25 protein-coding genes and 1 other annotated feature are annotated in these 23,605 nt (G+C 52.5%); of the genes, 15 read left to right on the plus strand and 10 right to left on the minus strand.

The annotated features are described in order from the left end of the window. Positions 1-2: 2 nt before the first annotated feature. Positions 3-1,598 carry a bifunctional anthranilate synthase glutamate amidotransferase component TrpG/anthranilate phosphoribosyltransferase TrpD gene (gene trpD, locus AC5JPW_RS24695; protein WP_494244026.1) on the minus strand — a complete coding sequence of 532 codons (1,596 nt, stop codon included), beginning with the start codon at positions 1,596-1,598 and terminating at the stop codon, positions 3-5. Beyond that, positions 1,598-3,160 (minus strand): anthranilate synthase component 1, encoded by a 1,563-nt coding sequence (locus AC5JPW_RS24700; protein WP_494244028.1) that lies wholly within the window; start codon positions 3,158-3,160, stop codon positions 1,598-1,600. The genes trpD and AC5JPW_RS24700 overlap by 1 nt, the downstream gene beginning before the upstream one ends. A gap of 24 nt (positions 3,161-3,184) precedes the next feature. Beyond that, positions 3,185-3,277 (minus strand) — a sequence feature (Trp leader region). 160 nt (positions 3,278-3,437) lie between these two features. On the opposite strand from AC5JPW_RS24700, the gene rnm reads away from it, so the two are divergent. The 3 genes from rnm (at position 3,438) to rluB (ending at position 5,934) form a co-directional block, all read left to right on the plus strand. Next, a complete protein-coding gene (rnm, locus tag AC5JPW_RS24705) occupies positions 3,438-4,319 on the plus strand; it encodes an RNase RNM (protein ID WP_494244030.1) in 882 nt (293 codons plus the stop codon). Beyond that, a complete protein-coding gene (locus AC5JPW_RS24710; RefSeq protein ID WP_494244031.1) occupies positions 4,316-4,936 on the plus strand; it encodes an L-threonylcarbamoyladenylate synthase in 621 nt (206 codons plus the stop codon). Before rnm ends, AC5JPW_RS24710 begins: the two co-directional genes overlap by 4 nt. Positions 4,937-5,034: 98 nt before the next feature. Then, positions 5,035-5,934, plus strand: a complete 900-nt coding sequence (gene rluB, locus AC5JPW_RS24715; protein WP_494244033.1) for a 23S rRNA pseudouridine(2605) synthase RluB — start codon at positions 5,035-5,037, stop codon at positions 5,932-5,934. Between the two features lie 46 nt (positions 5,935-5,980). On the opposite strand, the gene cobO is transcribed toward rluB, so the two are convergent. Further along, positions 5,981-6,571: a cob(I)yrinic acid a,c-diamide adenosyltransferase gene (gene cobO / locus AC5JPW_RS24720; RefSeq protein ID WP_494244035.1), complete on the minus strand. Its 591-nt coding sequence runs from the start codon at positions 6,569-6,571 to the stop codon at positions 5,981-5,983. Then, entirely contained in the window at positions 6,568-7,326 is a 759-nt protein-coding gene (locus AC5JPW_RS24725; RefSeq protein WP_494244037.1) for a YciK family oxidoreductase, read from the minus strand. Before AC5JPW_RS24725 ends, cobO begins: the two co-directional genes overlap by 4 nt. Before the next feature lie 221 nt (positions 7,327-7,547). Here AC5JPW_RS24725 and sohB point away from each other — a divergent pair, with 221 nt between their 5' ends. Next, complete coding sequence (gene sohB / locus AC5JPW_RS24730; protein WP_494244039.1) at positions 7,548-8,594, plus strand: protease SohB; 1,047 nt, start codon at positions 7,548-7,550, stop codon at positions 8,592-8,594. A gap of 108 nt (positions 8,595-8,702) precedes the next feature. On the opposite strand, the gene tnpA is transcribed toward sohB, so the two are convergent. Continuing rightward, entirely contained in the window at positions 8,703-9,161 is a 459-nt protein-coding gene (gene tnpA / locus AC5JPW_RS24735) for an IS200/IS605 family transposase (protein WP_494238354.1), read from the minus strand. 179 nt (positions 9,162-9,340) lie between these two features. Continuing rightward, positions 9,341-9,592 carry a YciN family protein gene (locus AC5JPW_RS24740; protein ID WP_494244040.1) on the minus strand — a complete coding sequence of 84 codons (252 nt, stop codon included), beginning with the start codon at positions 9,590-9,592 and terminating at the stop codon, positions 9,341-9,343. A gap of 398 nt (positions 9,593-9,990) precedes the next feature. Between AC5JPW_RS24740 and topA the strand changes: the two genes are divergently transcribed. The 6 genes from topA to acnA all read left to right on the plus strand — a co-directional run bounded on the left by topA (position 9,991) and on the right by acnA (position 17,504). Continuing rightward, positions 9,991-12,588, plus strand: a complete 2,598-nt coding sequence (gene topA, locus AC5JPW_RS24745; protein WP_494244042.1) for a type I DNA topoisomerase — start codon at positions 9,991-9,993, stop codon at positions 12,586-12,588. 186 nt (positions 12,589-12,774) lie between these two features. After that, a complete protein-coding gene (gene cysB, locus AC5JPW_RS24750; RefSeq protein WP_458043199.1) occupies positions 12,775-13,749 on the plus strand; it encodes an HTH-type transcriptional regulator CysB in 975 nt (324 codons plus the stop codon). Positions 13,750-14,066: 317 nt separating this feature from the next. After that, complete coding sequence (locus AC5JPW_RS24755) at positions 14,067-14,228, plus strand: YmiA family putative membrane protein (protein WP_458043198.1); 162 nt, start codon at positions 14,067-14,069, stop codon at positions 14,226-14,228. 1 nt (position 14,229) lies between these two features. After that, a complete protein-coding gene (locus tag AC5JPW_RS24760; protein ID WP_494244045.1) occupies positions 14,230-14,400 on the plus strand; it encodes a YciX family protein in 171 nt (56 codons plus the stop codon). Between the two features lie 138 nt (positions 14,401-14,538). Then, complete coding sequence (gene ymiC, locus AC5JPW_RS24765; RefSeq protein WP_494244047.1) at positions 14,539-14,637, plus strand: small membrane protein YmiC; 99 nt, start codon at positions 14,539-14,541, stop codon at positions 14,635-14,637. 191 nt (positions 14,638-14,828) lie between these two features. Beyond that, on the plus strand, positions 14,829-17,504 hold the full coding sequence (gene acnA / locus AC5JPW_RS24770) for an aconitate hydratase AcnA (protein WP_494244048.1): 2,676 nt from the start codon (positions 14,829-14,831) through the stop codon (positions 17,502-17,504). Between the two features lie 43 nt (positions 17,505-17,547). Here acnA and ribA read toward each other — a convergent pair whose 3' ends face one another. Continuing rightward, the gene (ribA, locus tag AC5JPW_RS24775; RefSeq protein ID WP_494244050.1) at positions 17,548-18,138 is read right to left on the minus strand and encodes a GTP cyclohydrolase II; all 591 of its coding nucleotides are present in this window, start codon (positions 18,136-18,138) and stop codon (positions 17,548-17,550) included. Between the two features lie 184 nt (positions 18,139-18,322). Between ribA and pgpB the strand changes: the two genes are divergently transcribed. The 5 genes from pgpB to yciH all read left to right on the plus strand — a co-directional run bounded on the left by pgpB (position 18,323) and on the right by yciH (position 21,959). Continuing rightward, on the plus strand, positions 18,323-19,087 hold the full coding sequence (pgpB, locus tag AC5JPW_RS24780) for a phosphatidylglycerophosphatase B (protein WP_494244052.1): 765 nt from the start codon (positions 18,323-18,325) through the stop codon (positions 19,085-19,087). Positions 19,088-19,228: 141 nt separating this feature from the next. Then, positions 19,229-19,537, plus strand: a complete 309-nt coding sequence (locus AC5JPW_RS24785; RefSeq protein ID WP_494244053.1) for a LapA family protein — start codon at positions 19,229-19,231, stop codon at positions 19,535-19,537. Between the two features lie 6 nt (positions 19,538-19,543). Beyond that, on the plus strand, positions 19,544-20,713 hold the full coding sequence (gene lapB, locus AC5JPW_RS24790; protein WP_494244055.1) for a lipopolysaccharide assembly protein LapB: 1,170 nt from the start codon (positions 19,544-19,546) through the stop codon (positions 20,711-20,713). Positions 20,714-20,895: 182 nt separating this feature from the next. After that, on the plus strand, positions 20,896-21,633 hold the full coding sequence (pyrF, locus tag AC5JPW_RS24795; protein WP_494244056.1) for an orotidine-5'-phosphate decarboxylase: 738 nt from the start codon (positions 20,896-20,898) through the stop codon (positions 21,631-21,633). Further along, a complete protein-coding gene (gene yciH / locus AC5JPW_RS24800) occupies positions 21,633-21,959 on the plus strand; it encodes a stress response translation initiation inhibitor YciH (protein ID WP_494244058.1) in 327 nt (108 codons plus the stop codon). Before pyrF ends, yciH begins: the two co-directional genes overlap by 1 nt. A gap of 116 nt (positions 21,960-22,075) precedes the next feature. Here the strand turns inward: yciH and osmB are convergent, their stop codons facing one another. The 3 genes from osmB to yciZ form a co-directional block, all read right to left on the minus strand. After that, on the minus strand, positions 22,076-22,294 hold the full coding sequence (gene osmB, locus AC5JPW_RS24805) for an osmotically-inducible lipoprotein OsmB (RefSeq protein ID WP_494244436.1): 219 nt from the start codon (positions 22,292-22,294) through the stop codon (positions 22,076-22,078). A gap of 260 nt (positions 22,295-22,554) precedes the next feature. After that, on the minus strand, positions 22,555-23,313 hold the full coding sequence (gene yciT / locus AC5JPW_RS24810; protein ID WP_494244060.1) for a DNA-binding transcriptional regulator YciT: 759 nt from the start codon (positions 23,311-23,313) through the stop codon (positions 22,555-22,557). Positions 23,314-23,401: 88 nt separating this feature from the next. Further along, the gene (yciZ, locus tag AC5JPW_RS24815) at positions 23,402-23,584 is read right to left on the minus strand and encodes a protein YciZ/DeoL (RefSeq protein ID WP_494244062.1); all 183 of its coding nucleotides are present in this window, start codon (positions 23,582-23,584) and stop codon (positions 23,402-23,404) included. Positions 23,585-23,605 lie beyond the last annotated feature (21 nt).

Genomic DNA, 23,605 nt, shown 5'->3' on the forward strand with positions numbered 1-23,605 from the left:
TTTTATCCTCTTGCCGCAAGTTGGGCGACTTTGTCGTACGCGGTGCCGTTATGGAGTACATCCAGCACCTTCTGCGCATTGGCCTGCAAATCTTCTTCACCGTGCAAACGCATCAACATTGCTACGTTAGCCGCGACGGCGGCCTCATGGGCAGCTTCACCTTTACCTTGTAATAAGCGGGTCAGAATGTCACGGTTTTCTTCCGGCGTGCCGCCTGCCAGCGCCTCCTGATGATAAGGCGTCAGACCGAAGTCTGCTGCGGTCAACTGGTAACTCTTGATTTCGCCTTCATGCAGCTCCGCTACCACCGTCGGTGCATGCAGGGAGACTTCATCCATCCCGCCGCTGTGCACGACAGCAGCACGCTGATAACCCAGCACCCGCAGTGTTTCGGCAATCGGCAGTACCAGTTCCGGACTGTAGACGCCAATCAGTGCCAGTGGCGGGTGCGCCGGGTTAATCAAAGGGCCCAACACGTTGAACAGGGTGCGTGTTTTCAGCTGTTGGCGTACCGGCATCGCGTGGCGGAATCCGGTGTGATACTTCGGTGCGAACAGGAAGCACACACCCAACTCATCCAGCGCTGCACGGGATTTGTCAGCATTCATGTCCAGATTGATGCCAAACGCGGCCAGCAGATCTGACGAGCCGGAACGGCTGGAAACGCTGCGGTTACCGTGTTTGGCGACTTTTAATCCACAGGCTGCCGCCACAAACGCGCTGGCAGTAGAAATATTGATACTGTTGCTACCGTCGCCACCGGTTCCGACGATATCGGCAAATGCGTAATCCGGGCGCGGGAAGGGGGCTGCGTTTTCCAGCAGTGCGGTTGCCGCTCCGGCGATCTCGTTCGGATGCTCGCCGCGCACTTTCATGCTGACCAGCGCCGCGGCCAGTTGCTCAGGTTTAAGCTCACCACGAACCACCGCAGAGAACAGCTGATGGCTCTCCTGTTGGCTCAGTGTCTGTGCCTGATAGAGCTTTTCCAAAATCGGTTGCAGCGTGTTGGTCTGCTCCAGTTTCTGCAGCGCCCAGGCAAGCGTCTGTTCCAGCAGACGCGCACCCTGCGCTGTCAGAATAGATTCCGGGTGGAACTGGAATCCGCACACCCGGTCAGCGTCGTGGCGAACGGCCATCACCATGCCATTGAAATGGGCGTTGATGGTCAATCCTGCCGGGATGTTGCTGCCAACAAGGGAATGGTAACGGGCAACCGGCAGCGGATTTGGCAGCCCGGCAAACATCGCCTGATTGTCATGTTCAATGCTGGAGGCCTTGCCGTGGAGGATTTCACCTGCCTGACCAACATAGCCACCGTAGGCTTCCACAATGGCCTGATGGCCGAGGCAAATACCGATAATCGGCAGTTTGCCGCGCATACGGGTCAGTAACTCCGGCATGCAACCGGCTTCGGACGGCGCGCCAGGGCCGGGTGACAGCATCAGCACCGGGTTTTTCATGGTCCCCAGACGCTCAATTAACGTTTGTGCCGGAACGTGGTTACGGTAAATCACCACGTTGTGCCCGCTCGCACGCAACTGGTCGGCGAGGTTGTAAGTAAAGGAATCAATATTATCGAGCAGCAGAATGTCGGCCATCAGAACGTCTCCTCGGCGTTATGCGCTTTAGCAATGGCGCGCAAAACAGCGCGGGCTTTATTACGGGTTTCATCCGCTTCAGACTGCGGGATAGAGTCCAGCACAACACCAGCTCCGGCTTGAACAGTTGCAATGCCATCTTCGACCCAGGCGGAACGAATCACGATGCACGTATCCAGATCGCCGTGAGCAGTGAAGTAACCCACTGCGCCGCCGTAGCTACCGCGACGTGAACCCTCTGCATCGGCAATCAATTGCATCGCGCGAACTTTCGGCGCACCGCTCAGGGTGCCCATGTTCATGCAGGCACGGTAAGCGTGCAGCACGTCCAGGTCGTGGCGCAGTTCACCCACCACGCGGGATACCAGATGCATGACGAAGGAGTAGCGATCCACTTTGGTGAGGTCAGCAACATAACGACTCCCTGGGGTGCAGATACGCGCCAGGTCATTACGCGCCAAATCGACCAGCATCAGATGTTCAGACAGTTCTTTGTGGTCGGTGCGCATGTCCAGTTCAATGCGGCTGTCCAGATCGCGATCCAGCGTGCCGTCTGCATGGCGTCCGCGTGGACGGGTACCTGCAATCGGGTAGATCTCAATTTGACGGGACGTGGCATCGTATTTCAGCGAACTTTCCGGGGACGCGCCGAAGAGGGCAAAATCCGCATCCTGCATAAAGAACATGTACGGGCTTGGATTGCTCTTTTTCAGCACTTCATAAGCAGCCAATGGAGAAGGGCACGGCAGCGTGAAACGGCGGGATGGCACTACCTGGAAAATCTCCCCGGCACGAATGGCTTTTTGCATCTGACGCACAACGGCCCCGTACTCTTCATCGCTCTGATTGCATTCAACGCGCATGTTGCCGACATTCTCGACCGGTAGCGGGACCGGCGGTTCATTCAACTGCTGGCGCAGTGTTTCAACCCGCTGGGTGAGACGTGCTTTCTCTTCGATGTTGTCAGAGAACAGGCTGACCTGAATGCGGGTCTGCTGTTTCTGGTGATCGATAACCAGTAAGCTTTCTGCCAGGTAGAAGCAGTAATCCGGGCAGCGACGGTCATGATTCAGGGCTGGTAAATCTTCAAACCCGGCCACCAGGTCGTAGGCAAACAGACCGCCAAAGAACATCGCTTCGCGCTCATCTTCCGGCACGTTGACCAGATCCTGCAGCAGGCGGAAGGCATCAAACACGGAGAGTGAGCAGAGGCGGGCATCTTCATCCAGCAACTGACTCACCGGCGGGAAGCGCAGTTCACGTCCTGTCGGTTTGACGGTATTTTCCACACCGGCAGGGAGTGTAGCATCCAGCAGAGGCAGCAGTGACGCGCCATTGGCGCTCATTGCCTCAATAGTGACGGTGTCACCTAACGCGGTAATACGCAGCGCACTATCAACCAGCAGCAGGCTTTTTAAATCGTTTTTGCTGTCGATATCGGCAGATTCCAGCAGCAGAGTTGCCGGGCGAGCGCCGCAGAGTTGGTGGAACAACGCGGTCGGGTTCTCCCGGTAAAGTGCGTTGCTGGTCAGTAGTTCGAGTGTCGGTTTTTGCGTTTGCATCGTCGCTCTCATTCATTGTGTTCCATAAAAAAGCCCGCACAAATGGCGGGCCAGGTATCGGTGTGCAGAATACGCACGGAGACACAGCCCGTATCAGGGAGTGCGCCACCAGCGGTTGTTCAGAGAAAAGTGCGTATTCATGAGCGATACCTCGTTGAGTGAACTTGCGTACTAGTTAACTAGTTCGAGAGGGGAAAGTCAACCCTGATTTCAGAAAATCAGCCTGTAACGTTATGATAGCGCGCAAACTCTGATTCACCCCGTACTGGAGCCGCGTTTGAGCGACACGAATTACGCTATTATTTACGACCTGCACAGCCACACGCTGGCCTCTGATGGCCTGTTGAGCCCTGAAGATCTGGTGCACCGCGCCGTTGAAATGCGCGTTGGCACGCTGGCCATAACCGATCATGACACCACCGATGGGATCCCCGCTGCTCAGGCAGAAATTGCGCGCGCGGGACTCAATCTTCGCCTGATTACCGGCGTTGAGATTTCGACCGTCTGGGAAAACCACGAAATCCACATTGTGGGTTTGAATATTGATATTGCCCATCCGGTGATGCGTGAGTTTTTACAACTTCAGCATGAACGCCGTCAACTGCGTGCGCAGCTTATTGCAGAACGCCTCGAGAAAGCGCACATCCCCGGTGCCTGGGAAGGGGCACAGCGACTGGCAAAAGGGGCGGCCATCACGCGTGGTCACTATGCCCGTTATTTAGTGGAGCAGGGTAAAGCCAATTCCGTGGCTGACGTCTTTAAAAAGTACCTGGCGCGCGGGAAAACCGGCTACGTTCCGCCGCAGTGGTGTACAATAGAACAAGCTATTGAAGTGATTCATCATTCTGGCGGAACGGCGGTACTGGCGCATCCAGGCCGCTATGATTTATCCGCTAAATGGTTGAAAAGACTGCTGGCGCATTTTGCTCAAAGCGGCGGTGAGGCGATGGAAGTTGCCCAATGCCAGCAGGCTCCTAATGAACGTAAGCAGCTTGGCGAATATGCCCGTCAGTTCGGTTTACTGGGTTCACAAGGGTCGGATTTTCATCAACCCTGCCCGTGGATTGAACTGGGACGCAAGCTCTGGCTTCCGGCGGAAGTCGAAGGCGTCTGGCTTAAGTGGGAGCAGCCGCAACACTCTACAGAGAGGGAAGTATGAGTCAGTTTTTCTATATTCATCCGGATAACCCGCAGCCGCGCCTGATTAACCAGGCGGTGGATATCGTCCGCAAAGGCGGAGTTATTGTCTATCCGACCGACTCCGGATATGCACTGGGTTGCAAAATTGAAGATAAAGGCGCGATGGAGCGGATTTGCCGCATCCGTCAGCTGCCTGACGGGCATAATTTCACCCTGATGTGCCGTGATTTATCTGAGCTGTCGACCTACGCGTTTGTTGATAACGTGGCGTTTCGTCTGATCAAAAACAACACGCCGGGTAACTACACCTTTATTTTGAAAGGGACGAAAGAAGTTCCTCGTCGCCTGCTGCAGGAAAAACGTAAAACCATTGGTCTGCGTGTGCCTGCTAACCCGATAGCCGTCGCGTTGCTCGAAACGCTCGGCGAACCGATGCTGTCGACGTCACTGATGTTGCCGGGCAGCGAATTTACTGAATCCGATCCGGATGAGATCAAAGACCGTCTTGAGAAAGTGGTGGAGTTGATTATCCACGGCGGTTACCTGGGCCAGCAACCGACGACCGTGGTCGATCTGACAGACGACGCACCGGTGGTGATTCGCGAAGGCGTGGGCGACGTTAAGCCTTTCTTATAATCACGCAAGTCGGTATACTACGCGGCCATTTCACAGGCGCCGCGGCGGCCTGATGACCTTATTCGACGCCTGTGAAGGCGACACCCGAGGAAAGCTCTATGAGCGAGAAGTTACAGAAAGTGCTGGCGAGAGCTGGTCACGGCTCCCGCCGTGAAATCGAAACCATTATTGAAGCAGGTCGCGTGAGCGTTGATGGTAAAGTTGCCACGCTCGGCGATCGCGTTGAAGTCACTCCGGCTTTGAAAATTCGTATTGACGGTCATCTTATTTCCGTGAAGGAATCCGTTGAGCAAATTTGCCGCGTGCTGGCCTATTACAAACCGGAAGGCGAGCTCTGCACCCGCAACGATCCTGAAGGGCGTCCGACCGTCTTTGACCGCCTGCCAAAACTGCGCGGTGCGCGCTGGATTGCTGTGGGGCGTCTGGACGTTAACACCTGTGGTCTGTTGCTGTTCACCACCGATGGTGAACTGGCTAACCGTCTGATGCATCCAAGTCGTGAAGTTGAGCGTGAATACGCGGTTCGCGTCTTCGGCCAGATTGATGAAGCTAAACTGCGCGACCTCGGACGCGGCGTGCAACTGGAAGACGGCCCGGCAGCATTCAAAACCATCAAATTCAGTGGTGGTGAAGGGATCAACCAGTGGTACAACGTCACCCTGACCGAAGGGCGTAACCGTGAGGTTCGTCGCCTGTGGGAAGCGGTGGGCGTGCAGGTAAGCCGCCTGATTCGCGTTCGTTACGGTGATATTCCGCTGCCAAAAGGTCTGCCACGTGGTGGCTATACCGAATTGGATCTGGCACAAACCAACTACCTGCGTGAACTGGTTGGATTGACGCCGGAAACCACCTCAAAAGTAGCGGTAGAAAAAGATCGTCGCCGTATGAAGGCGAACCAGATTCGTCGTGCGGTGAAGCGTCACACTCAGGTCACCAGCAGCCGTCAGGCTCCGGGTGGTCGTCGTTCCAGTAGCCGCAATAACGGCAACGGACAATAAAAAAAGGGCGAAAGCCCTTTTTTCTTATCTGATATCTGGCATTTATTCAGTAATCAATGCCGATCTGTGCTTTAACACCGGCTTCAAACGCATGTTTGACAGGCCGCAACTCACTGACGGTATCCGCCAGTTCCAGAATATCCCGGTGACAACCGCGGCCGGTAATAATTACCGTTTGCGTAGTCGGACGATTTTCCAGCGCTTCAAGTACCCACTCCAGCGGCAGATAATCGTACGCCACCATGTAAGTCAGCTCATCCAGCAGCACCATATCCAGTGTCGGGTCAGCCAGCATGCGTTGTGCATGTTCCCAGACAGCCAGACAAGCTGCTGTATCACTCTCTTTATTCTGCGTTTCCCAGGTAAACCCGGTTGCCATCACCTGGAACTCAACGCCCAACGGTTCGAGCAGGTTGCGTTCACCATTTGGCCATGTGCCTTTAATGAACTGGATAACGCCAACTTTTTTATTGTGCCCGACGGCGCGGGTTGCAGTGCCAAATGCCGCGGTGGTTTTTCCCTTACCGTTGCCGGTAAAGACAATAATAATGCCGCGCTCATCCTGCGCTGCCGCAACACGAGCATCCACTCGCTCTTTTACGCGCTGCTGGCGCTGCTGGTAACGTTCTTCAGTCATTGTGATATCCCCGGTTTTCGTCCTGGTTGGGCGTCGAAAGTCATGCCGGTTTTACGGCGGCTGTCATCACCCATCAGCCATAAATATAACGGCATGATATCAGCGGGTGTTTTCAGTTTTTGCGGGTCTTCCGACGGAAATGCGCTTGCACGCATGCTCGTGCGTGTGCCGCCTGGGTTGATACAATTGACGCGCAACCGGTTCTGGTACTCTTCAGCAAGCACCTGCATCATGCCTTCGGTGGCAAATTTGGACGCCGCATAGGCTCCCCAGTTTGCCCGACCCTGTCGACCTACGCTGGAAGAGGTAAACACCAGTGAGCCGCTTTCGGCTTTGAGTAATAAAGGAAGAAGTGCCTGGGTCAGGTAGAAGGTGGCGTTGACGTTTACCTGCATAACAGCACCCCAAACGTCGGGTTTCTGCTGATCCATAGGGCAAACATCCCCTAATATCCCGGCATTGTGCAGTACGCCGTCCAGGCGGGGATACTGGATGGCAAGCTGCCCGGCAAGGGTATGGCAATCCTGCGGTGAACAGGTTGCCAGGTCGAGGAGATAGACACTGGCGGCCTGACCGCCTTCCTGCGCTATCTGGTCGGCGACCTGATGAAGTTTCTGCTGATTGCGCCCGAGTAAGATAAGTCGGGCACCGTGGGCGGCATAGGTTAGCGCGGCCTCTTTGCCGATACCGTCGCTGGCTCCGGTCACCAGAATAATATGGTTGCGTAGCAGGTCGCGTTGTGGCTGGTAATGCACACTGACTCCTTGGTCTGCGCGGGTTAGTCTGATGTTGGGTTTATGCCTTAAACCGCCGCGTATTTCAATCAGTCTGGCGGAGAGTCGCTCTTGTGGCAGGGTAATTGATGTGAAACCAGCCAGTTATCTGATATCAGCAAGGTATTCGCAATGCGAGACGCGCCTAAAAGCCTCATGTACACTGGGTACGAACGTTAAGTGGCTGAACCAAGGTGGAATGCGTGGAATTACTGTCTGAATATGGTTTGTTTTTGGCCAAAATTGCGACCGTTGTTGTCGCGATAGCCGTTGTTGCAATTCTCATTGTCAATCTGACACAACGCAAACGTCAGCGGGGAGAGTTACGCATCACCCGTCTGAGCGAACAATATAAGGAAATGCAGGAGGAGATGGCCGTCGCGTTATTGGATGAGGCGCAGCAAAAGCTCTGGCATAAAGCCCAAAAGAAAAAAAACAAGCTGGAGGCAAAAGAGGCCAAAGCTAAAGCGAAACGTGGTGAGTCAGTGTCCGCGACAAAATCCCGCGTTTACGTCCTTGATTTCAAAGGAAGTATGGATGCCCATGAAGTGGGGAGTTTGCGCGAAGAGATAACCACCGTACTGACCCTCGCCAAACCAGAGGATCGCGTGGTGCTTCGTCTGGAAAGCCCGGGTGGGGTGGTCCACGGTTACGGATTGGCAGCGTCTCAACTGCAACGTCTTCGTGATAAGCAGATCCCTCTGACAGTGTCCGTCGATAAAGTCGCTGCCAGCGGTGGTTATATGATGGCCTGTGTAGCGGATACTATAGTAGCGGCGCCGTTTGCCATTATTGGGTCGATTGGCGTGGTCGCGCAGATTCCGAACTTCAACCGTTTCCTGAAAGGAAAAGAGATCGACATTGAACTGCATACCGCCGGGCAGTTTAAACGAACTCTGACGCTGTTAGGGGAGAACACGGAAGAAGGGCGGCAGAAATTCCGTGAGAGCCTTAACGAAACGCATGACCTGTTTAAAGGTTTTGTCCACCAGATGCGCCCTCAACTGGACATCGAACAGGTGGCGACGGGCGAGCACTGGTACGGCACGCAGGCACTGGAGAAAGGTCTGGTTGATGCGGTCGGAACCAGTGATGAATTATTGCTGGGCTTGTTTGAAAACCATGAGGTTATTGGTCTGCGTTATCAGCAGCGCAAGAAACTGATGGACAGATTCACCGGCAGTGCTACCGAAAGTGTCGATAAGTTACTGATGCGCTGGTGGCAGCGTGGGCAGAAACCACTGCTCTGAATAAATATCCTCCGGCATAGCCGGAGGTTTTTCAAATGCGCCTATAAGGCTCTGTTACCAGCCGCGCCCTAACAGGCGCATACGATCTGACATTTGCATCAGACTTCGCTACTTACGGCCCGTAAACGGGCTGCCCGGATAAGGGATCGATAACTGCTCCCCCATCTTATCCTCTTCAAGCTGGTGCTTTATGTATTCCTGTATCTTTGCCGTGTTCTTACCCACCGTGTCTACGTAGTACCCACGGCACCAGAACTCCCTGTTTCTGTACTTGAATTTCAAATCCCCAAACTGCTCATAAAGCATCAGACTGCTTTTGCCTTTCAGATACCCCATGAACCCCGACACACTCATCTTCGGTGGGATTTCCAGAAGCATATGAATGTGATCCGTACAGCATTCTGCTTCTAGAATATGGACGTTTTTCCATTCACATAGCTTTCTTAATATGCCGCCTATTGCTCTGCGTTTCTCCCCATAAAACACCTGTCGGCGGTATTTGGGCGCAAAGACTATGTGATATTTACAGTTCCATCGGGTGTGCGCTAAGCTCTTTTCGTCCCCCATTGGGACCCCCTTTTGATTTCTTGTTTAACTTTTGCAGTTGCCAGACCGCAAAGATGTTTTAACAAATCAAAAGGGGTTTTTATATCCGGCTCAAAGCTGAAAGCTTTACTGAACCCCCAGCCTAGCTGGGGGTTTTCTATAGACAATAAGACGCGAGGTGAAAGCCTCGCGTTTTTGCTTTAATCGGTCAGCGTGTACTTTTCTGAAAGCTCGTGCGCCAGGTACTTGAACATGTTAAACACCGCCGTACTCTTCCCGGTTGGCAATCCCTGCTCATCAAGATAATACTCGCCGCTAAACACCAGAATGCCATTTCGCTGTGTCACACCGGTCGCGACGATACCGGATAAGGTGTCTTCATGTTCGCGGATCATTTTATTGGCCAGCTCCAGCAATGACTGCTGGTTAATAGGTTGCGCTGAGTCTTGCATTTCGCTCCTCCTGAAAAATTTAACAAGTTTACGCCCCACACCGCGTGTGGGCAAATTTTCCCTGCCTGAGCAAAGGCTTTGAGGTGGTCGCCGTGCTGGCGTGTTTTGAAAATGCATGCTAATAAAGTTGCGTAACAAATTTTATCAGGTACAGTGTGACGCTTTCGTCAATCTGGCAACAGAATTGCTTGACATTCGACCGCGAAATCGTCGTGCTGTATCGCGGACAGGAGAAAAAACCTGTCAACTCAATCACCTGATAGCGATATGTTTTGCTTATGGTTGTAAAAACGGTTGATATCCATTGTCGCCGCCACTATATATTTGGCTCGTCGCCAGTGGACGGTTGAGTAATGAGCGACGAATTCCTGGAAGAATTTTATTAGGTAAAGGTGAATATGGGTAAAGCTCTCGTCATCGTTGAGTCCCCGGCAAAAGCCAAAACGATCAATAAGTATCTGGGTAATGACTTCGTGGTGAAATCCAGCGTTGGTCATATCCGTGATTTGCCGACCAGTGGCTCAGCACCTAAAAAGAGCGCGGAGTCTGCTTCCGCTAAACCGGCTAAAAAGCCTAAAAAAGATGAGCGCGGTGCGCTTGTCAATCGCATGGGTATCGACCCATGGAACGAGTGGGATGCACATTACGAAGTGCTCCCGGGCAAAGAGAAAGTGGTTTCTGAACTGAAATCACTGGCCGAGAAAGCTGACCACATCTATCTCGCAACCGACCTTGACCGCGAAGGGGAGGCCATTGCATGGCACCTGCGGGAAGTGATCGGGGGTGATGAATCACGCTACAGCCGCGTGGTGTTCAACGAAATTACCAAAAACGCCATTCGCCAGGCCTTTGATAAGCCAGGTGAGTTGAATATTGACCGTGTTAATGCTCAACAGGCGCGCCGTTTTATGGACCGTGTAGTGGGTTACATGGTCTCTCCGCTGCTGTGGAAGAAAATTGCTCGCGGGTTGTCCGCAGGGCGTGTTCAGTCCGTAGCTGTGCGTCTGGTGGTTGAACGCGAACGCGAAATCAAAGCGTTTGTTCCGGAAGAGTACTGGGAAGTGGGTGCCAGCGCGGCGACGCCGGGCGGCGATACGCTTCCTCTGGCCGTGACCCATGAAGGGGATAAACCTTTCCGTCCGGTCAATCGTGAACAGACGATGGCGGCGGTCAGCCTGCTGGAAAAAGCGCGTTACACGGTTGTCGATCGTGAAGACAAGCCGACCAGCAGCAAGCCGGGTGCACCTTTCATTACGTCTACCTTGCAACAGGCTGCGAGTACCCGTCTTGGTTTTGGCGTGAAGAAAACCATGATGATGGCTCAGCGTCTGTATGAAGCGGGTTACATCACTTATATGCGTACTGACTCAACCAACCTGAGCCAGGATGCCGTAAGCATGGTGCGTGACTACATTGGCAGCAAATTCGGCAAAAAATACCTGCCGGAAAGTGCTAACCAGTACGCCAGCAAAGAGAATTCGCAGGAAGCGCACGAAGCAATTCGCCCGTCAGATGTGGCGGTGGAAGCCGATTCCCTGAAGGACATGGAAGCGGATGCGCAGAAACTGTATCAACTAATCTGGCGCCAGTTTGTTGCCTGCCAGATGACGCCAGCGCAGTACGACTCCACCACTATTACCGTGGGTGCAGGTGATTATCGTCTGAAAGCGCGTGGTCGTATTCTGCGCTTCGACGGCTGGACCAAAGTGATGCCTGCGCTGCGTAAAGGTGATGAGGACCGTACTTTACCGGCTGTGAATACCGGCGATGTGCTGTCACTGATTGAACTGACGCCCGCTCAGCACTTTACCAAGCCGCCTGCCCGCTTTAGCGAAGCATCGCTGGTCAAAGAACTGGAAAAACGCGGTATTGGCCGTCCGTCGACCTACGCATCGATTATTTCGACCATTCAGGATCGTGGCTATGTGCGTGTCGAAAACCGCCGTTTCTATGCAGAAAAGATGGGCGAAATCGTTACCGACCGTCTGGAAGATAACTTCCGCGAGCTGATGAACTACGATTTCACCGCACAGATGGAAGACCGCCTTGACCAGGTGGCCAACCACGAAGCGGAATGGAAGAAAGTGCTCGATAGCTTCTTTGGTGATTTCTCTCGTCAGCTTGATCAGGCGGAAAAGGATCCAGAAGAAGGGGGGATGCGCCCGAATCAGATGGTACTGACCAGTATTGATTGCCCGACCTGTGGTCGTAAAATGGGTATTCGTACCGCCAGCACTGGCGTATTCCTGGGTTGCTCCGGTTATGCACTGTCGCCGAAAGAACGCTGCAAAACCACTATCAATCTGGTGCCAGAGAACGAAGTCCTGAACGTACTGGAAGGCGATGACGCTGAGACCAATGCCCTTCGTGCTAAGCGTCGTTGCAGCAAGTGTGGTACGGCGATGGACAGCTATCTCATCGATCCGAAGCGTAAATTGCACGTCTGTGGTAATAACCCTTCCTGCGATGGCTACGAAATCGAAGAGGGTGAGTTCCGCATCAAAGGTTACGACGGCCCCATCGTTGAGTGTGAGAAATGTGGTTCTGAAATGCACCTGAAGATGGGGCGTTTCGGTAAATACATGGCTTGCACCAACGACGATTGTAAAAATACGCGTAAGATCCTGCGTAATGGCGAAGTTGCGCCGCCGAAGGAAGATCCGGTTCCGCTGCCTGAACTGCAGTGTGAAAAATCGGATGCTTATTTTGTGCTGCGTGACGGTGCTGCCGGGGTCTTCCTTGCGGCTAACACCTTCCCGAAATCACGCGAAACCCGCGCGCCATTGGTTGAAGAGTTACACCGCTTCCGCGATCGTCTACCGGAAAAACTGCGTTACCTGGCCGATGCGCCGCAGCAGGATGCTGAAGGCAATAAAACCATCGTCCGCTTTAGCCGTAAAACCAAGCAGCAATATGTTGCATCGGAGAAAGAGGGCAAGGCAACAGGCTGGTCCGCGTTCTTCATTGACGGTAAATGGACTGAAGCGAAAAAATAATTGCCTGTAAATTAATAGGTTAGAAAGGGGCCGGTTATCCGGCCCTTTTTTTATGCGGTGGTTATTATTTTTTGTTCAAATCTATACATGGAAGATATAAATGATATAGTGGTTATAGTAAACCCACTTTTTATTATGAAATCGTCTTAAGCGATTGCCTGTTTGCGCGAATTCGGATGGCTTTTCATGAAACTACAGCAGCTCCGTTATATCGTTGAGGTGGTAAACCACAATCTCAACGTCTCCTCTACCGCCGAAGGTCTCTACACTTCGCAACCGGGCATCAGTAAGCAAGTTCGTATGCTGGAAGATGAACTTGGGATCCAGATTTTCGCCCGAAGCGGCAAGCATTTAACTCAGGTCACCCCGGCGGGGCAGGAGATCATCCGTATTGCCCGCGAAGTCTTATCAAAAGTTGATGCGATAAAATCTGTTGCCGGAGAGCACACCTGGCCGGATAAAGGCTCACTGTACGTCGCGACAACCCATACGCAGGCGCGTTATGCCCTACCCAACGTTATCAAAGGCTTTATCGAGCGTTACCCGCGCGTGTCGCTGCATATGCACCAGGGTTCACCCACGCAAATTGCCGAAGCGGTCTCAAAAGGTAATGCTGATTTCGCCATCGCCACAGAAGCTTTGCATCTTTATGACGATTTAGTGATGCTGCCTTGTTACCACTGGAACCGTTCTATTGTGGTGACGCCGGACCACCCTCTGGCTTCTAAGCAGTCAGTGTCTATTGAGGAACTGGCCCAATATCCGCTCGTCACTTACACCTTTGGTTTTACAGGGCGCTCTGAACTTGATACGGCATTTAACCGTGCGGGTCTTTCACCACGTATCGTTTTTACGGCGACAGATGCCGACGTCATTAAAACGTATGTGCGTTTGGGGCTGGGGGTGGGCGTGATTGCCAGTATGGCGGTGGATCCTGTTTCCGACCCCGATCTGGTAAAACTCGATGCGCAGGGCGTCTTTAGCCACAGCACCACCAAAATTGGCTTCCGTCGCAGCACCTTCCTGCGCAGTTATATGTATGATTTCATTCAACGCTTTGCGCCACATCTGACACGTGATGTGGTTGATGCTGCGGTTGCGTTGCGTTCCAATGAAGATATTGAAGCGATGTTCAAAGACATTAAGCTTCCCGAGAAATAATCGGCAAAAGGGTATCTGTTGCTCTCAGGAGATACCCTTTAAACTTACTTAAGTAGAATTCTCATTATCATTCGCTTATTCAAATCATACTTTTGCATGATTGACTCGCTCCACTAAATGCATATCCTGCCTTAAATTTGCGATAAAGATAGAAACTAAAATGTCGCTTCGCAAATTTCATACTTCAATAATTTATTTCAGGTCAAAAGATTAAATAATTCGTTAGAAACAGTGCGTAAATTCACTAGCTTTTCGGCTAAAGTTTCTTTAGGATTTGTCTCATCTCATGATTAATTGTACCTATTGTTGGTGCCGAAATGATAAGTGATGTCGATTGTACGAGGTTAGCAATGCCATCAGGAAGTGAAGAACCGCAAAGGGACCCGGCGTTGAAGCGTAAAGCCTGGCTAGCGGTATTTCTGGGCTCAGCCTTGTTCTGGGTCGTGGTGGCCTTCGTTATCTGGAAATTCTGGGGTTAAAATGGCGGTGATTGGTCGTTCAGAGCCTGTTAAACAACTGTGTCAGCGCCATGACAAACCGCAAAACGCGAAACCGCAAACTGAAACCACAGTTCCGGCGTCATGGAAACTGACGCCCCAGCAAAAAGACTTTATTGATAGCTTCGCTGAAGACGACGCATCTAAACAATAATTTGTCATTAGAATAACCAAGGTAAATTACCCTCGTTATTCTTCTCTGTACTTGTGTACTGTTAAATAAATACACCACAGCAAATAATGAACTGCGTTATTACGCAGTTTGAATGAATACATTTTCTGGTGTGAATTGATGAATAACCGCTGCTCCGCTAAATACTGGTCGTGGATGAGTGCTTTTACTGTCTCTGCATTACTCTGGGGGCAACTTGTCTGGATCCTGTTACGCTAATTCTCTGAAAAACCTCGCGCTGGCGGGGTTTTTTATTTTCTGATGTCCCCCCTTCATTTCTTCTGACAACGGTTTTACCACTTTTAGCGATTTGGGTTGTTATCAAAACGTTACGACATGTTTGTGTTATCTTTAATACAGACCCTGATAACAATCAGGGTTTCGCAATCCCTGAAATTAAGGAGGAGCATATGTCGTTGACCCTACGCGAAGCCAGTAAGGATACGTTGCAGGCAGAGAATAAGACGTATCGCTACTACAGCTTGCCGCTGGCCGCACAGGAACTTGGGGATATTGCGCGTCTACCCAAGTCACTAAAAGTCTTACTGGAGAATCTTCTGCGCTGGCAGGATGATGATTCGGTTACCGAGGACGATATTCGCGCGCTGGCAGGCTGGCTCAAAAACGCTCATGCCGACCGGGAAATTGCCTATCGTCCCGCCCGCGTCCTGATGCAGGATTTTACCGGTGTCCCCGCCGTCGTTGACCTTGCCGCCATGCGCGAAGCGGTTAAACGCCTCGGCGGTGACACGGCGAAAGTGAATCCCCTCTCTCCGGTCGATCTGGTGATTGATCACTCCGTGACCGTCGATCACTTTGGTGATGATGACGCCTTCGAGGAAAACGTACGTCTCGAAATGGAGCGCAACCACGAACGCTACCTGTTTCTGAAATGGGGCCAACAGGCGTTCAGTCGTTTTAGCGTTGTTCCCCCCGGTACCGGTATCTGTCACCAGGTCAACCTGGAATACCTGGGCAAAGCGGTGTGGAGTGAGTTGCAGGATAAAGAGTGGGTTGCCTATCCCGACACCCTGGTTGGGACGGACTCACACACCACGATGATTAATGGTTTGGGCGTCCTCGGCTGGGGCGTGGGAGGCATTGAAGCGGAAGCCGCCATGCTGGGGCAACCCGTGTCGATGCTGATCCCGGATGTGGTGGGCTTCAAGCTGTCCGGTAAACTGCAGGAAGGGATCACGGCGACTGACCTCGTTTTAACCGTCACACAGATGCTACGTAAGCATGGAGTGGTGGGTAAATTTGTGGAGTTCTATGGTGACGGGCTGGATTCACTACCCCTTGCCGACAGAGCGACCATTGCCAATATGGCTCCGGAATATGGCGCGACCTGCGGATTTTTCCCTATCGATGGCGTAACGCTGGAATATATGCGCCTGAGCGGGCGTAGTGAAGAGCAGGTCGTACTGGTGGAAACCTATGCGAAAGCACAGGGAATGTGGCGTAACACCGGAGATGAACCTGTTTTCACCAGCACCCTCGAACTCAACATGAGCGATGTTGAAGCCAGTCTTGCAGGGCCAAAACGCCCGCAGGATCGCGTGGCTCTGGGCGATGTGCCTAAAGCCTTTGCGGCCAGTTCTGAGCTTGAACTGAATACGGCACAAAAAGATCGTCAGTCGGTTGAATACACGTTTAAGGGTGAAAAACATCAGTTGCCTGACGGTGCCGTTGTTATTTCGGCCATCACGTCTTGCACTAACACCTCCAACCCTAGCGTGCTAATGGCTGCGGGTTTGCTGGCGAAGAATGCGGTCAATGCAGGGCTGAAACGTCAGCCATGGGTAAAAGCCTCGCTTGCGCCGGGTTCAAAAGTGGTATCTGACTATCTGGCACAGGCAAAACTTACACCCTATCTCGATGAACTGGGGTTTAACCTGGTGGGATATGGCTGTACGACCTGTATCGGTAACTCCGGGCCGCTCCCGGAGCCGATTGAGCAGGCGATCAAGCAGGGCGATCTTACCGTGGGAGCTGTGCTTTCCGGCAATCGTAACTTTGAAGGACGTATTCATCCGCTGGTGAAAACCAACTGGCTGGCTTCACCGCCGCTGGTGGTTGCCTATGCTCTGGCGGGTAACATGAACATCAATCTGGCAACCGATCCACTCGGTCATGACCGCAAAGGTGACCCGGTGTATCTGAAAGATATCTGGCCATCCAGTCGGGATATTGCCCGTGCAGTTGAGCAGGTCTCCACTGAGATGTTCCGCAAAGAGTACGCTGAAGTGTTTGAAGGGACTGAAGAGTGGAAATCCATTCAGGTCGAGCGCTCAGACACCTATGGCTGGCAGGAAGATTCCACTTACATTCGTCTCTCACCATTCTTTGACGACATGGAAGCCATGCCAAAACCGGTCGAGGATATTCATGGCGCGCGTATTCTGGCGATGTTGGGTGATTCGGTCACCACTGACCATATCTCCCCGGCGGGGAGTATTAAAGCTGACAGCCCGGCTGGGCGTTACCTGCAAAGCCATGGCGTGGAGCGCCGGGATTTCAACTCTTACGGTTCACGACGCGGTAACCACGAAGTGATGATGCGCGGGACCTTCGCCAACATCCGTATCCGTAATGAAATGGTACCGGGTGTTGAAGGGGGGATGACCCGTCATCTGCCGGGCGACGAGGTTATTTCGATTTATGACGCCTCCATGCGCTACCAGCAGCAAGGCACACCGCTTGCGGTTATCGCCGGGAAAGAGTACGGCTCGGGATCCAGCCGTGACTGGGCTGCGAAAGGTCCACGCTTGTTGGGTGTCCGTGTCGTGATTGCGGAATCATTTGAACGTATTCACCGTTCGAATCTGATAGGGATGGGGATCTTGCCGCTGGAGTTTCCGCAAGGTGCGACGCGCAAAACCTTAGGGCTGAGTGGGGAAGAGAAGCTGGATATTGCCGATCTGAATCAGCTTAAACCGGGGGCAATCATTCCGGTGACTCTGACGCGGGCCGATGGCACGCAAGAGGTACTGAACTGCCGCTGTCGTATTGATACGTCGACGGAACTGACCTACTACCAGAACGACGGTATTCTGCACTACGTTATTCGTAATATGTTGCATTAAGACTGAACTGGCCGTGGGAATAAATCTCACGGCCGGCACTGATTTATTCGCTTAGCAAATGGCCCATCTTCGCCGCTTTGGTATCGAGATAGTGGGCATTTTTCGGGTTACGCCCGACGATCAACGGTACGCGTTCCACAATATTGATCCCCGCTTCAGTCAGAATTTCCACCTTCTTCGGGTTATTGGTCAGCAGACGCACTTCATCAACGCCCAGCAGTTTGAACATATCTGCACATAGCGTGAAGTCACGCTCATCCGCGGCAAAACCCAACTGGTGGTTGGCTTCGACCGTGTCATACCCTTGATCCTGCAGCGCGTAGGCACGAATTTTGTTCAGTAAGCCAATATTACGACCTTCCTGACGATGATAAAGCAACACGCCACGGCCTTCTTCGGCAATATGGGTCAACGCCGCTTCGAGCTGGAATCCACAGTCGCAGCGCAGGCTGAAGAGCGCATCACCTGTCAGACATTCAGAATGGACGCGCGCCAGCACCGGCGTCTGCCCGGAAATGTCGCCATAAACCAACGCAACGTGGTCCTGTCCGGTTGCCAGTTCTTCAAAACCCACCATCAGGAAATCGCCCCATGGGGTTGGCAGTTTGGCTTCTGCCACGCGTTTAAGCTGCATGTGATTCTCCAGATTATATTGGCCGCTATCGGGCTGGCCTTATGTATCACGCTATTTTGCCACAATGCGCTTTACATCACTAACCACCTGCAGACACATCGCTGATTAAACGCACAAATACGGCGGATTCCCCCGGAAATGTTATTTTTCGGTTATGATTGTGGCTCGATTGAAAGGAGAAAGAATGCGGGCTATTGCGAAGCGTACGACTGTAGGTGCAGGCATATTGATGGTGATGCCAGTATTGGTCTGGATTTCTGGCTGGAGCTGGCAACCGGGCGCAAATACAGCATTGTTACGGGCGGCATACTGGATTACCGAAACGGTCACCCAGCCCTGGGGAATTATCACGCATTTGGTGCTTTGCGGCTGGTTCCTCTGGTGCTTACGTTTTCGGCTTAAAGCGGCAGTAATGCTCTTTGTCATTCTTGCCTGCGCCATTCTTGCGGGGCAGGGAGTGAAGTCCTGGGTCAAGGAGCGTGTGCAGGAGCCCCGTCCCTTCGTCGTTTGGTTGGAAGGCACACACGATGTTAATGCGGCGCATTTCTATAGCCTGCAACGTGACGATCGTAGCCATCTTGTCCAGGAACAGCTCGCTGAAGAACAAAACGTCCCGCCTTTCCTGCGTAAGCACTGGCAAAAAGAGACCGGTTTTGCCTTTCCGTCGGGCCATACGATGTTTGCGGCAAGCTGGGCACTGCTCGGCGTCGGATTGCTCTGGCCTCGACGCCGTACCTGGACAATCGTGATTCTTCTTACCTGGGCCTCTGGCGTGATGGGCAGCCGTCTGGTTCTGGGAATGCATTGGCCAAGGGATCTGGTGGTTGCAACGTTTATCTCCTGGCTGCTAATAACCATTGCAACCTGGCTGGCTGAAAAGTTATGTGGGCCTCTGACTCCCCCTGTCATTGAGAAGCAGGAAATAGCAGAAAGGGAGCGGGAGAGTTGAAATCGGTCAAACTGCCCTTAAATCACTATGGCGCATTACGCATTTCCGTTTCGCGCCAGTCACTAAAATGGTAGGTTATAAGGCTGGATGCAGTCGGCTGAACATAATTTATTCGCTCATAACCACATAACGGGAAGTAATGTGAAATATTTACTCATTTTCTTACTGGTCCTGGCGATTTTTGTCGTTTCTGTCACGTTGGGTGCGCAAAACGATCAGCAGGTGACGTTCAATTATCTGCTCGCTCAGGGTGAATACCGTATTTCAACATTGCTGGCCGTGCTGTTTGCTGCGGGCTTTGCCATCGGCTGGCTGATCTGTGGTCTGTTCTGGCTGCGGGTGCGTGTCTCTCTGGTGCGTGCTGAGCGAAAAATTAAGCGTCTGGAGCAAAAAATTGCCCCCGTTGCTGATACTCCGGCACATTCCGGTACCGTTGTGGTCAAGGAATAATCGTCTATGTTGGAGTTGCTGTTTCTGTTGTTACCTGTCGCCGCAGCATATGGCTGGTACATGGGGCGCAGAAATGCTCAACAAACGAAGCAAGATGAGGCGAACCGGCTCTCACGTGATTACGTAGCCGGCGTTAACCTGCTGCTCAGTAACCAACAAGATAAAGCGGTTGACCTGTTCCTCGATATGTTGAAAGAGGATACCGGGACCGTTGAAGCCCACCTGACGCTAGGAAACCTGTTTCGCTCCCGTGGTGAAGTCGACAGGGCCATCCGTATCCATCAGACCCTGATGGAAAGCGCTTCTCTCTCTTACGATCAACGCCTGCTTGCCGTACAACAGCTAGGACGTGACTACATGGCCGCCGGGATGTACGACCGGGCGGAAGACATGTTCAATCAGCTGGTGGATGAAACCGATTTTCGCGTAGGCGCTTTGCAGCAACTGCTGCAAATTTATCAGGCGACCAGCGAATGGCAGAAAGCCATTGATGTGGCAGAAAAGCTGGTGAAGCTCGGTAAAGATAAACAGCGTGGTGAAATTGCTCATTTCTACTGCGAGCTGGCATTGCAGCAGATGGGCAACGACGATCTCGATCGCGCAATGTCGTTGCTGAAAAAAGGCGCTTCTGCCGACCGTGAGAGCCCCCGCGTCTCCATCATGATGGGACGTGTGCATATGGCGAAAGGCGAATATGCCAAAGCGGTAGAATGCCTGTTACGGGTTATCGATCAGGATAAAGAGCTGGTCAGCGAAACGCTTGAAATGCTCCAGGTTTGCTATCAGCATCTTGGTAAGAATGATGAGTGGGCCGCTTTCCTGCAGCGTTGCGTCGAGGAAAACACCGGTGCAGTCGCAGACCTGTTACTGGCGGAGATTATGGAGCACCGCGAAGGGCAGGACGCCGCGCAGGGTTATGTCACACGCCAGCTCCAGCGCCATCCTACCATGCGCGTTTTCCACAAGCTGATGGATTACCACCTTAACGAAGCGGAAGAAGGGCGCGCGAAAGAGAGCCTGATGGTGCTGCGTGAGATGGTTGGCGAGCAGATCCGCAGCAAGCCGCGTTACCGCTGCCACAAATGTGGATTCACTGCGTACACCATGTACTGGCACTGTCCGTCCTGCCGCGCCTGGTCCACCGTGAAGCCTATTCGTGGCTTAGACGGTCAATAAATTCAAAAACACATATTTAGTTACAACATACTCATAAAATACCCCACCATTCTGCCTGCCACGGTGCGGCCTTTGTCTGGCAGGCGATAATGGAGCCTGTCAATTCCGCCGCCTCGCAGGTAGAATGCTCGCCGTTTATTCATTGCGCCTGAGCGGGTGCCCTTATCTCAGAAGGTCTCACCATGACGACTACAGCTCCATCTGTTTCCCGCGCTAAAACGACCTCTCCGGTTGTTGTTGCCCTTGATTACGATAATCGTGACAACGCCCTCGCTTTTGTTGACCGCATCGATCCGCGCGACTGCCGCCTCAAAGTGGGCAAAGAGATGTTTACTCTTTTCGGCCCCGATCTGGTGCGCGACCTGCAACACCGTGGCTTTGATGTGTTCCTTGATCTTAAATTTCACGACATTCCCAATACTGCAGCACATGCGGTAAAAGCCGCGGCCGATCTCGGTGTGTGGATGGTGAATGTGCATGCTTCGGGTGGTGCGCGCATGATGACGGCAGCCAAAGAGGCGTTGCTGCCCTTCGGCAAAGACGCCCCGTTGCTGATTGCGGTGACAGTGCTCACCAGCATGGAAGCCAGCGATCTGCAGGGGCTGGGGATTACTGCAACGCCAGCTGAACATGCCGAACGTCTGGCGGCATTGACTCAACAATGTGGCCTGGATGGCGTAGTTTGCTCGGCACAGGAAGCGGTTCGCTTTAAAGAGGTTTTTGGTCAATCGTTCAAACTGGTGACGCCGGGTATTCGCCCTTCAGGTAGTGCTGCTGGCGATCAGCGCCGAATTATGACACCGGAACAGGCGCTGGCAGCGGGCGTTGACTATATGGTTATCGGACGTCCGGTTACCCAGTCCGCTGACCCTGCGCAGACGCTGCGTGACATTAACACCTCACTGGTGCGGAGCGCATAATGAACGACAACAACAGCCGACTGGTTTACTCCACGGAATCCGGTCGTATTGCGGAAGAGAAAAAAGCGGTTGAACGTCCTAAAGGCGATGGTGTGGTGCGCATTCAGCGCCAGACCAGTGGTCGTAAAGGGAAGGGAGTCTGCCTCATTACAGGTATTGATGGCGATGATACGATGCTTAACAGCCTTGCCGCAGAGCTGAAGAAAAAATGCGGCTGTGGTGGGGCAGTGAAGGATGGCGTCATTGAGATTCAGGGCGACAAACGCGACCTGATTAAAACGCTACTTGAAGCCAAAGGGATGAAGGTCAAACTGGCGGGTGGTTGAGTACAGAATTTCAGCCATAAAAAAAGGGTGACGCTTTACGCATTACCCTTTTTCACTCAATGCTCAGACCTGAAAGAAAATGTCGTTATAAAATCGTAGATGCCGTTTTAAAATAATTACTTACCAACCTGGTGGCCGATAATCCCGCCGACAGCTGCGCCGCCCAGTGTACCCAGCGTACTACCATCTGTTAAGACAGCACCACCGAGTGCACCAGCACCCGCACCGATTGCGGTGTTACGATCACGTTTAGACCAGCTACCGCATGCGCTCAGCGACATTGCAAGGGTAATTGCCAGCATAGCAGCAGCGACTTTTTTACTTGATAACATCATCATACTTTCTCCTGAATGAGTGATTCACGGAAAAGTGTTCTCTTTAAGTATAGCCCTTGTGGGGTGACTGAAAGACTTTCCGTAAAACCTTTGTTGCGCAGGTGTTACTAAAATCACGTGTGTGATAGTCACGTCCTGTTATATCGCTACAAATAATTTTACGATTGAACCCGCGAAGCGGCAGGGTAAAAAGTCTTAATTGGAAGGTCGGAATAATCTCAGATATGAAGGGGATAGCCCGCCATGGCGGGCCTTGTCACTTATGCAGAAACGGCTGTCTCGACGATATTGACCACCAGACCAGATTGTTGCAATTCTGTATGTGCTTGTACAGGGATCCGCGCATCGGTAATCACCCGATTAAAATGATTGCCCGCGCCCAGCGTGTACGGATGGACAGCTCCAAACTTTGAACTGTCGGTGAGGACAATCGCCTCACAACCTTTTTCCAATACGGCATTCACCACGTCCGTGCGCATCATATCCCGGCCAGTGAACCCGGTCTCGGCCTGCCAGCCATCAATACCAATAAATGCTTTGCTGAAGTGAACCTGCTGAACAAACTGTCGGGTTAACGGACCGACCACGCTCTCGCTCTTCTTCTGGTAGATCCCACCCAGAAGAATCACATCGCAGAGCGCATCTTTTAGCAGATGAGCAATGTAGCTGCTTACAGTAATAATAGTGATATCGCGTTGCTCGCCAAGACGACGAGCGAGCAGGGCATTACAGCTCCCGTTCTCAATAAACACCGTTTCGCCTTCACTGACGAGCGAGGCCGCGAAGTCTGCCAGTTCGCGCTTAACCGTATAGTTATTCATCATTCGCGTCTCGACATCATCGCTGTCCAGGGGGACGGCATAGCCATGTGTGCGGCGCAGATAACTCTCTTTTTCGAGCGTATTAAGATCCTGGCGAATAGTGACTTCGGAAACACCGGTCATCTTTGCCAGATCCGAAACGCTCATGCGGCCTTTATCAATGACCGTCTGGAGGATATGTTGTTGTCGGGAATTCATAGACACTACTTATGCGTTATTACAGCAAGGATTAGAGGTAGCTATAACGGCGTGTACATCCCTACGCCGTATAACGACAGAATAAGAATTACACTTCCCAGGGCGTTTTAGGCGACCCGGACGAACCATCCTGCCCAGCGATTTCAAATTGCTGTAATTCCGCCTTCAGGATCTCCAGGTTACGAATGGCGGATTGGTAATCACCGGCAACCAGAATATCCAGTACGGTATCAATCCGTCCGGTTAGCTGCTTTACGTCAATGTCGGCCATGTCTTCACCTTTATGTTTGAA

Source organism: Phytobacter sp., assembly GCF_059074235.1.